The organism is Desulfosporosinus sp. OT, assembly GCF_000224515.1.
Taxonomy (GTDB): Bacteria; Bacillota; Desulfitobacteriia; order Desulfitobacteriales; family Desulfitobacteriaceae; genus Desulfosporosinus.
Window position 1 is genome coordinate 1 of record NZ_AGAF01000202.1, and the last position, 10,301, is coordinate 10,301.

General features: G+C 39.1%; 9 protein-coding genes and 1 pseudogene. 6 read left to right on the top strand and 4 right to left on the bottom strand.

Going from position 1 to position 10,301, the window contains the following annotated elements; all coding sequences use genetic code 11:
* The first annotated feature begins 311 nt into the window (after positions 1–311).
* Positions 312–557 carry a hypothetical protein gene (locus DOT_RS18980; RefSeq protein WP_009622264.1) on the top strand — a complete coding sequence of 82 codons (246 nt, stop codon included), beginning with the start codon at positions 312–314 and terminating at the stop codon, positions 555–557.
* 27 nt (positions 558–584) lie between these two features.
* Here DOT_RS18980 and DOT_RS18985 read toward each other — a convergent pair whose 3' ends face one another.
* Together DOT_RS18985 and DOT_RS18990 are read right to left on the bottom strand one after the other, a co-directional pair.
* Positions 585–1,172 carry a hypothetical protein gene (locus DOT_RS18985; protein WP_009622265.1) on the bottom strand — a complete coding sequence of 196 codons (588 nt, stop codon included), beginning with the start codon at positions 1,170–1,172 and terminating at the stop codon, positions 585–587.
* 173 nt (positions 1,173–1,345) lie between these two features.
* A complete protein-coding gene (locus DOT_RS18990; protein WP_009622266.1) occupies positions 1,346–1,552 on the bottom strand; it encodes an alpha/beta-type small acid-soluble spore protein in 207 nt (68 codons plus the stop codon).
* 481 nt (positions 1,553–2,033) lie between these two features.
* On the opposite strand from DOT_RS18990, the gene DOT_RS18995 reads away from it, so the two are divergent.
* The 5 genes from DOT_RS18995 (at position 2,034) to DOT_RS19015 (ending at position 8,622) form a co-directional block, all read left to right on the top strand.
* Positions 2,034–2,885: an ATP-binding protein gene (locus tag DOT_RS18995; protein ID WP_009622267.1), complete on the top strand. Its 852-nt coding sequence runs from the start codon at positions 2,034–2,036 to the stop codon at positions 2,883–2,885.
* Positions 2,886–3,091: 206 nt separating this feature from the next.
* A complete protein-coding gene (locus DOT_RS19000; RefSeq protein ID WP_009622268.1) occupies positions 3,092–4,027 on the top strand; it encodes a helix-turn-helix domain-containing GNAT family N-acetyltransferase in 936 nt (311 codons plus the stop codon).
* A gap of 49 nt (positions 4,028–4,076) precedes the next feature.
* Positions 4,077–4,988 carry an EamA family transporter gene (locus DOT_RS19005; protein WP_040412890.1) on the top strand — a complete coding sequence of 304 codons (912 nt, stop codon included), beginning with the start codon at positions 4,077–4,079 and terminating at the stop codon, positions 4,986–4,988.
* A 69-nt stretch (positions 4,989–5,057) separates the two neighbouring features.
* Positions 5,058–6,797 (top strand): ABC transporter ATP-binding protein, encoded by a 1,740-nt coding sequence (locus DOT_RS19010; RefSeq protein ID WP_040412898.1) that lies wholly within the window; start codon positions 5,058–5,060, stop codon positions 6,795–6,797.
* Positions 6,790–8,622 carry an ABC transporter ATP-binding protein gene (locus DOT_RS19015; protein WP_009622271.1) on the top strand — a complete coding sequence of 611 codons (1,833 nt, stop codon included), beginning with the start codon at positions 6,790–6,792 and terminating at the stop codon, positions 8,620–8,622. Before DOT_RS19010 ends, DOT_RS19015 begins: the two co-directional genes overlap by 8 nt.
* Before the next feature lie 2 nt (positions 8,623–8,624).
* Here DOT_RS19015 and DOT_RS19020 read toward each other — a convergent pair whose 3' ends face one another.
* Positions 8,625–9,860: an MFS transporter gene (locus DOT_RS19020; RefSeq protein WP_009622272.1), complete on the bottom strand. Its 1,236-nt coding sequence runs from the start codon at positions 9,858–9,860 to the stop codon at positions 8,625–8,627.
* Positions 9,861–9,953: 93 nt separating this feature from the next.
* Positions 9,954–10,301: pseudogene (locus DOT_RS19025) on the bottom strand (IS4 family transposase); the annotation flags it as partial.

Genomic DNA, 10,301 nt, shown 5'->3' on the forward strand with positions numbered 1-10,301 from the left:
CGATAAATACTTGATGGGTAAAAGCGTGATTAAATAGGAGTGTTTAGGCGGATTAAATCAGTTCATAAATCGAAAAAGGTCCAACTATTGACGATGTATCCCTCAGACTTAGGTTTGAGGGATATTTTTTTGGGTAGTCAGAGCAGATGAAATTGCCCTCAACGTGAAAGGGCTCTGAGTTTGGAACGATTTCAATAGAAACACATACCATGAATCAAATGGTTTACATGATCTTAGATTCATTTTGAAGAATCTACTTTCTTTATAACCAATTTATCTATCAGTTGAAATATGACTAAGGGGGAAATCCAGTGAAAAAAGCTGTTGTATTCTTTACTTCTAACGATTTTTCAGTAGCACTAGCATTAGCCAATCAACTTGGTTGGGTAGCAATGTTCTGTCGTTACGGTTTGTCAAAGGTTCATCCTAGAGCAATGGCAGCAGAGCAAGTATTCACAATAGGAGGTCCGAAACTTGGGCATCCAAATGAGGTTTATATGTCGGATTTTCAAGCACTGGATACATTGGATGATGTAAGCAAGGTGACGCTGCGTTAAACAAAACGGGCCTATTTTGGCGCGCTGTTAATTCAAATGGGTATCTATTAAATTATTTTCAGAGTTATACTTTGGAAAATAATTATGAGAATTTGATTTCAACAGTTGTTCGGTAGTTTGTATTGTTGACTTTAGAGAATCATTGATAGGCTGGGAATCAAAAATAGAATCATCCCCGATATGACTTGCTACAACAGTTGTAACCATTCCATAAGCCGCATTGCATAGAACATAAGATAGATTACTTGCAGCATCTTTTGGTTTAACCTTATTAGTAGAGAAACCACTCATTAATGCGCCAACAATAGACCCGTATGTCACTCCATAAAACGCGCCCTTTGCAATATAATGATCTCTTCCGTTTTTTGACAACAGATTTACTTTTATTATACCTCCTAGCATACTTAAACCAGCATCCATCATTCCACCTAAAACATTGCCTTTCCAACTAGTCGCTTCTCTACGAGAATTAACCCAAACCCCAGCTGCAGTTTCTCGATAGGATCGTTTAGATATTTTGTTGCGCAAAGAAACCTCATCAATAACAGTTTTTACAACTGAACCGCAAAGACCTGAAACAATTCCTAAAATATGTCTATCTTTGATTTTTTTCATATATACACTCCTATGTTCCTAGTTTAAGAGCTACCAGGAAGATATTGGTTAATTCTTTACATGCTCTTAGATCTAAACAAAAAGAGACTCTACAGGAGTATTTGATTCTATCAATTATACGGATGGTACCAAAAAGAGGGATAATCTTTGTTATCCCTCTTTTGAGCGTCATATTAAATTCTGGTGCCGCTTTTTAGGTGCTCTTCCGCAAATTGAATCATCCGCTTGGTCATTTGGCCACCTACAGAACCATTTTCGCGACTTGTGCGGTCACCGCCGAGTTGAAGACCCATTTCGCTAGCTACCTCATACTTGAATTGATCCAATTGCTGTGAAGCCCCCTGAGCTGCTGGTGTATTAGTGTTTCTTTCTCCTGACATGATAGTTACCTCCTCTATTGTTGTGATAAAGTTTCTATTTGGAAATGTTCGTTGAACTTATTTTATCCAGATAACGATCTTTAACACTGGTAACTTTTTAATAAAATGGTACAGATATCATGCACATATTATATCGAACCAAGGTCTTAATGAAGTTAAAATGGATTGAGAATTGAAGAAAATCTGTCATAAAAGGCTTTCTTAAAGAATAATTAAATTAAAGAATAATTCAATTAGGGAAGGATTTTCCATAGTTATAATCGAAATGTATTATAAAATATGATTCGTTAATAAAATATTTAGAGGTGAAGGCAATAAGCTGATCATAAGTGATACGAACGGAGTATATGTTGAAGGGTTGAAAAATAGGGCTTTTCTTCTTCAATAAGACTCATCCTCAAGTCGTGACTGTAAGATTCTGGTTGTCGACAAAGGTCAGCTAACTACGAGAATAAGTTTAATGTGACGGAGGAACGCAATATTGATTGCAGCAAAATTCTGTAGTATTAAAGATTGGGAAAACTTTGTAGATCTAAAAAGAGAATTGATAGAATTAAAGACTCAACGACTTAACTTAGGAAAAATGGTCGAGGATATAACAAAGAAGCTGAAAAAGGAGGTTGAGAAAAAAGAAAGACTAGAGTTAGAAATAGCTAAACTAGAACGTCTTCACATTATCGGCCAATTGGCAGCTGGTCTTGGACACGAAGTTCGAAATCCGATGACGACAATCAGAGGTTTTCTTCAAATGCTTCAGAGTAAAACTGAATTGTTTACATACAAACACTATTTCGAATTAATGATCGAGGAACTGGATAGAGCGAACACGATAATTACAGATTATCTAGCTCTTGCTAAGGATAAACCGGCAGAGATGAAACGACAATGTTTAAACAAGTTGTTAGAGAATCTTTTTCCATTACTGGTGGCAGATGCCTATAGCCAGGGTAAAAAATGTAACTTTGAACCTGAAGATATAGTTGAACTTGATCTTGATTCGAATGAAATTACCCAACTGATATTAAACTTAGCCCGAAATGGTCTGGAAGCTATGACCCAAGATGGGAGCCTAACTATTAAAACATTTATGGATGGGCAAAGCGTAATCTTAAGCGTAAAGGATGAAGGTAAGGGAATCGACCAAGAGCATCTAGAGAAACTTGGAACTCCATTTTTCACGACGAAAGAAAATGGTACAGGCTTGGGCCTACCAATGTGTTTCAGAATTGCCAATAAACATAACGCCCAGATAAAAATTGAAACTAAACTTGATGGAACTACGTTTTTAGTTCGATTTCCCCCGCGAAAATCTGACCCTTTAAATGAGTCTTGAGAACCGCAATCAGAATACGCAGTTTGAGTGAATATTATGGTTCTTCATAAACACGGAATGACTCAATGAGACGATGAGTCATTCCGTGTTTAATTCTTGTCTTTAGGCACAACGCACCTATCACAATATAGTTGACTTTGTCAATTAAATATTGATATAATTACCTCTAAATAACGTTAGCAAGCTAATTATTGAGGAGGTTTATCTTGAATTCCAGATTTACGCAGTTAATACATATTATTAGAAGATTCAATCGGTTCTATACCAATATACTAGGGTTACTAGACAAGCATATGCTGGATAGTGAATTTTCACTTGCAGAAGTCCGAGTTTTATACGATATTGGACATATGGAGATTTGCACCGCTAAAAGGTTAATCGAAGAGCTAAGAATTGACCCAGGTTATCTAAGTAGAATTATAAAACGTTTTGAGAAGGCAAATCTTATATTCAGAGTACAGTGTGCAGAGGATGGACGTTCACACTACCTTTATTTAACGGATAAAGGAAAAAATACCCTTTCGAAACTGGACGACTTATCCAATGGTCAAATCTATCAGATGATCAGTAGCCTACCAGAACAGGATCAAATGAACGTGGTGGAGAGCATGAGAACCATTGAAAATGCTTTTTTAAGAAAACCTGTGCAAGCTCGTGAAAAGGTTACAATCCGATACGATCTGAGGCCAGGAGATGTAGGCTATTTAATTCACTTACATGGTTGGATTTATGCCCAGGAATGTGGATATAACCATGCGTTTGAAGGCTATGTTTGCAAGACCTTTTATAATCTTTTGGAAAACTATAGTCCGGAAAAGGATAGGTTATGGTTTGCAGAAGTGAATGGAAAAATGATTGGTGCTATAGCTATCGTCGGACATTCAGCGATACAGGCTCAGTTAAGATGGTTCATCCTCCATCCTGTATTCAGAGGGGACGGCCTTGGAACAAAGTTGCTGAATAAAGCTATAAAATACTGCAAGGAGAAAGGATATCACCAGGTATTTCTGGAGACTACAGAAGACCAAGAAACTGCCATAAAAATGTACGTAAAAGCTGGCTTTGTGAAAGTCAGGGAGCAAGAAAACAAGGCGTGGGGCAAAGACTTAGCTGAACAGACGTATGAATTAAATTTGACGTAATTCCTATCTTATCACGGGAGGGTATGGGGTTGTTAGGAATAGGAGGAATATGGTGAACGGAAAATTTAAAATCATAACGGCTATGCTCATCTTTGGAAGTATTGGGGCTTTCGTTAAGAATATTAATCTCTCCTCAAGTGAAATAGCCTTACTGAGGGGAGTTATAGGCAGCTTATTTCTGATTTGTGTCATTCTGTTTGGTAGGAGAAAGCCTTCTTTTAAATCCCTGAAACAGAATTTAGTACTTCTAATATTATCAGGTTCTGCGATTGGATTTAATTGGATACTTTTGTTCCAGTCGTATAAGTACACGACGATATCCAATGCTACTTTAAGTTATTACTTCGCGCCAATATTTGTAATTGTATTGGCGCCCTTAGTTCTTAAAGAAAAACTGACCCCTGTGAAGGTAGGGTGTATTGTTACAGCAATGATTGGCTTATTTCTGGTTGTTAACATCGGAGTTGGTGGAACAAGTAGCTCGACTAATAACATTGTCGGTATACTATATGGTCTTTCAGCGGCCGTGCTCTATGCCAGTGTGATTCTAATGAATAAATTTATAAGAAATTTGGAAGGTTTTGAAACAACTTTAGTTCAATTAATAGTAGCTGCTATAGTACTTTCACCTTATGTTTTTATAAAAGACCATATGGATTTTTCAGGTTTGAACTCACCTGCTTCTATTATTAATATTTTAATACTGGGTATTATTCATACTGGTATTGCCTACTTTTTATATTTCATATCGGTCAAAGAACTTAATGGACAGACTATAGCTGTTTTAAGCTATATCGATCCAATCTCGGCAGTGATCATTGCAGCGGTGTTTCTGGGAGAGACCATGAGCTTTATGCAAATGATAGGCGGAAGTCTCATCCTTTGTGCTACTTTTTTGAGTGAGAGATTGGGACGTGCTGATTTAAAGCAATGCTCAGATAGGGGTGGATATTCTGGATAGCTCAGGAGTTAAATTATATAAGGCATAATGTGAAATTTATAGTTTAAAAGGTAGGAAAACAAGAGAATGATGGGTATTTATAAGTGTTATTTTAACAAATATAAAGTTTTATTTTTCATAGCGGTTAGTTGCGTATTTTTTGAAGCAATTTGCGATCTACTGCAGCCAACAATAATGGCGCGTATTATTGACGAAGGTGTGAAAAATAGTCAGGTAGAAACTGTAATAAAACTAGGTCTGTTGATGCTTATGATAACAGCCTTCGGGGCGTGCTTCGCAGCTACCCGGAATATCTTATCAAGCAAGGTATCTCAAAACTTTGGTGCGGATTTAAGATATGACTTATTTACAAAGATTATGAATTTTTCCGAAATCAGTGCAGATAAAATTGAGAGCGGTTCGTTGATAACCCGGATGACAAACGACACCTCTCAGGTAATACAATTCATCAACAGTATGATGAGAATTTTTTTTAAAGCACCTGTTATCTGCCTAGGCAGTATCATCCTGGCAGTCATGTTAAGCCCCCAGCTGAGCATAATTCTGTTTTTTGTTGTGGCAATCGTTGCGACGTTCATTGTGATTAGCATGAAAATGAGCTACATACGCTTTTCAAGAGTGCAGTATGCCATTGATAAAGTCAATACGGTTGTTCAGGAATACCTCATGGGAATCAGACTGGTAAAAGCGTTTGGACGCTATGAAGATGAAAAAGGGAAGTTCGATCGTGCCAATACGGATTTATCTAAAAAAAGTGTGTCTTCCCAGCTTATTATTGCGTACTTTTCCCCCCTGATGTCTCTGACCGTCAGTATAGGAATTGCTACGATCCTTTATCTGGGAAGTATTCTTTTCGGGAAGGGAGATATTGAAGTTGGCAAGATCGCAGCGTTCATTAATTATATGGCGCAGATTTTAGTTTCTCTTATCATGATAACCAATGTATTCAATACTTTTGTCAGGACTAAAGCATCGACTGAAAGAGTCAATCAAGTGTTAAACAGTGAAGGGGATTTTAAAGGATCTGGACAAAAGATAAACTATGACTACGGAGAACTCCTATTTGACGACGTCACTTTTGCCTATTCGAACGGAAGTGGTATACCAACGTTAAGAAATCTTACCTTTCAGGTTAAGCGAGGAGAAACGCTGGCGGTTATCGGTCCCACCGGTTCGGGAAAATCAACGCTTGCTTGGTTGTGCCTACGTTTTTATGATGTTGTAAAAGGTTCAATTTATCTAAACGGTAGGGATATTAAAACACTTGATTGCAAGACATTGAGAGAAAATATTGCCTTAGCTCCGCAAAAGAGCATGCTGTTTAAAGGGACTGTCTTTGAGAATATAGCTTGGGGCAATCCGAATGCCTCAAAAGAGGAGGTCATTCATGCGGCTCGGGCAGCTCAAGCTGATGAATTTATTCAAAATATACCGGATCAATATGGTAGTATTATTGGCCAGAGCGGGGTAAACCTTTCGGGTGGTCAAAAGCAACGTATTTCCATAGCCAGGGCGTTGGTCAAAAAATCGCCACTATTGATTTTGGACGATTGCACAAGCGCCCTTGACGCAGTGACAGAAGCGAAGGTTAGACACTCTTTAAAAACAGTTAATACTGATAAAACGATAGTGATGATAACGCAAAGGATAGGAACTGCCATGTTCGCTGATAAAATCCTCGTGCTCGACAATGGTGTGAATGTCGGATTTGGTAGCCACGATGAGTTGCTGCATTCTTGTAAAACCTATAAGGAAATTTTTGACTCACAAATTGGCGATGACTTGAATAGAGGTAAAACATATGGCTGAAAATAATAAGGTTAGAACTGTTGCCAACATGCCTAAACTGGGAAGGCTGGGCGGTGGAGCTCAGCGCTTTGCCCCAAGCGCAAAGCCAAAGAATACCAAAGAAACTCTGCTCAGATTAATGAAGATTTTTATGATCTGGCGCAAATCTATTCTAATGGCGGTTTTATTGACAATTTTATCCTCTACAGCTTCTCTTTTCACACCATTTTTATTGGGTAAAGCAATCAATACCTTCAACATTAAGACAAGCTCAATTGATACGTCTCTTTTGACTCTCATAATTTTCGCGCTTGTCGTATGCTACTTGGCGAGCTGGATTATTGACACGTTAAACGGTATGATGATGACCCAGGTCACCCAAAAACTAGTAAAGCATATTAGATTTGAGTTCTTTTCCAAGCTGCAGAAGATCCCATTGGAGCTTTATGACACAAGAGCGCACGGCGATACAATGAGCAGGATAACCAATGATGTCGATAATATCAGTAGTACTATTTCGCAGACCACAACTCAGCTCATAGCTAGCATTTTTACAATTTCGGGATCCTTTATCATGATGCTGATCTTAAGCCCCTTATTAACACTTGTTGCCATAGTGTCTATACCGCTTTTTTTGTTGTTGACAAAAACGATTGCCCGGCGCAGTCGAAAATACTTCATCGGGCAACAGCAAAAGCTGGGTGCCTTAAACGGAGTAATTGAAGAGAACATTGTCGGACTTAAAATGGTTAAAGCGTTCAACCGACAACAAACTGTTTTAGACGATTTTAACTCTATCAACCGTGAGCTTTGCAGTTATTCCACCAAGGCCCAGATCTGGTCTGGTTTTATGATGCCGTTTATGAATGTAATCAATAATATAAGCTTTGCTTTTATAGCGTGTGCCGGAGGAATATTATCGGTAAAGGGGATAATAACCATTGGGGTAGTAGTAAGCTTTCTTACCTATTCGAAACAATTCGGGATGCCGTTAAATAATTTAGCCGGGATGTTTAATAACATTCAGTCGGCTCTGGCTGGGGCGGAAAGAGTTTTCGAAATTATGGATGAAGAGGAAGAGGCTGCGGATAATCCTGGCGTAAAAGAGTTGGTTAGCCCTAAAGGAGAAGTCGAGTTTTGCAATGTCTCGTTTTCCTATAGTACGGGCAGAGCTGTCTTAAACAATGTAAGTTTTAAAGTTAACCCTGGTGAAGTGATTGCTTTGGTCGGTGAAACCGGAGCTGGGAAAACAACCCTTGTAAACCTTCTGACCCGTTTTTATGATTTGAATCAAGGGAAAATTCTGATTGACAATACAGATATAATGGACATTTCCAGACAAAGTCTGAGAAGTTGTTTTTCTGTTGTTTTGCAGGACACCTGTCTTTTTACGGGCACTATATACGATAATATCAGATATTCAAGACCAAGTGCCTCAGATATGGAAGTCAAAGAGGCAGCGAGACTGGCACATGCGGATGAGTTTATATCCCGCTTGCCGAAGGGCTACAGCACGATTGTAACCGGCAGCACTGACAACCTCAGTCAGGGACAGAGGCAATTGCTAGCCATTGCCCGAGCAATTCTGTGCAATGCTCCAATTTTAATTCTGGACGAAGCCACAAGCAGCGTTGATACAAAAACCGAAAAAGAAATTCAGCACGCCTTGCTGACTCTTATGAAAAATCACACCAGTTTTTTAATCGCGCACCGTCTTTCTACAATTCGCGATGCAGATAAAATAATGGTCATTGGCGGTGGGGAGATATTGGAGAGTGGGACTCATGATCAGCTCATGAAGAACCAAGGTGCGTATTATAAAATGGTTATAAGTCAGATGAGTTGAGGCTAAACATTTTGCTGGTGGGTATGCTTCTTAGCTACGGTAGTAATAATTATCAGCACAATTAATAATCCTGACACTGCGCCACAGATTGAAATGCCCATACCAGCTCCGAGTTTTTCCATGATGCTACCGGCAAATAGGTTTCCTATGGGGGTAGACCCTAAAAATGCGAACGAATAAACGCTCATTACCCTGCCTCGGAATTGTTCGCTGGAATTAATTTGGAGTGTTGAATTTGCGGTTGTCATAAATAAAATGTTAAAGAATCCGATAATCGTAAATGTAATAGCGGCTAAGGATAAGCTGTGAATTGGCTCAACTACCACAAGTAGCGCTGAAACAATGAAGGCGCTGCCAAAAAGCAGCGACATTTTAGGATTTCCTTTAGCCCAGGAGGCTACCAGAAGCGCTCCGACAAACGAACCAGCACCGGTAGCAGATAAGAGAAAACCATAGCCTTTTACGCCTTGGTTCAGGACTTCGGAGGCATATAAAGGGATAATGATATTAAAATTCATAACAAATGTACCCACTGCCAACGTACATAAGACGGCACTAAGCAGGGGAGGAGACTGCTTGATATACTTTAAGCCTTCAAATATCTCGGCAAATATCTTCTTCTGAATTTTTATAGTTGCGTGAGGTTTCGTCTTAATTGAATAGAGGCCAAAAATTACGGGAATGAAGCTAATTCCATTTAGGAAAAACAGAGGTCCTGCGCCATACTCGTCCATTAAAACTGCGGCAATTGCTGGGCCGATCATTCTGGCTACATTAAAGATGGCCGAGTTAAGACCGATGGCACTTCTGAGGTCTTTTCTCTCGACTAATTCCGGTATGAAAGATTGTCTGGTGGGCTGATCAAGCGTGTTAACAAGCCCCAGGAGCACAGCCAGGATAAGTACATTCCAATAGGTGACATGCCCAGACCAAACCAGGAAAGCCAAAATGAATGCTTGGAGCATTAGGCTTATTTGGGTAAGAATAATTAGGTTTTTCTTAGGGTAGCGATCAATGAATACTCCTGCAAACAGGGATAAGCACATGACTGGACCAAATTGGGCAACACCAAGTAAACCCAATAGAAGCGCAGATTTAGTCAATGTATAGACTAGCCATTGTTGAGCAGTAGCCTGTATCCAGGTGCCAATCATGGAAATGCATTGGCCGAACCAATAGTAGCGAAAATTACGCTGGGTTAAGGCAGGGTATGTCTCTTTTAGCTTAGCTATTATCATTTACATACATCTCACTTCTAAAGTACTTTAGTTCTTGGTCAAATGTCTTCGAATCATTCCGGATTTTTCAAGGCGATCAGATTATTTATTTACTCAACTTTCGCACCGCAGTTGTGCGAATAAAGCCTTGATATAACTGGGCAATGCACTGATCCAGTTGTGTAGTTGACTAAGCGATTCTTTGTTTTTGGGTTTATTCGGTAATAGATCGAGTACAAATGTCATCAATTGGCGCAATGCTGTTTTTAAGTCTAAATCCATTACTTCATCTGCAAAAAGGTAAAACAATCCTCCTAGCGAGCGTTCGTCGTTATTTTGTCTACGTTCCCACTCAAGGATGAGATAACGAGTAAAGACTATTGTCGTGTGGCTAATCATCATATCGAATGACCGTCCCTGGAATTCGGTACCCAGCTTTAAGTGTGATTTAGCCACCTTGAA

Coding starts and splice junctions, on each gene's coding strand:
- DOT_RS19015 (WP_009622271.1), top strand. CDS start 6,790: ATGGCTGAAAATAATAAGGTTAGAACTGTTGCCAACATGCCTAAACTG.
- DOT_RS18985 (WP_009622265.1), bottom strand. CDS start 1,172: ATGAAAAAAATCAAAGATAGACATATTTTAGGAATTGTTTCAGGTCTT.
- DOT_RS19005 (WP_040412890.1), top strand. CDS start 4,077: ATGGTGAACGGAAAATTTAAAATCATAACGGCTATGCTCATCTTTGGA.
- DOT_RS19010 (WP_040412898.1), top strand. CDS start 5,058: ATGGGTATTTATAAGTGTTATTTTAACAAATATAAAGTTTTATTTTTC.
- DOT_RS19020 (WP_009622272.1), bottom strand. CDS start 9,860: ATGATAATAGCTAAGCTAAAAGAGACATACCCTGCCTTAACCCAGCGT.
- DOT_RS18990 (WP_009622266.1), bottom strand. CDS start 1,552: ATGTCAGGAGAAAGAAACACTAATACACCAGCAGCTCAGGGGGCTTCA.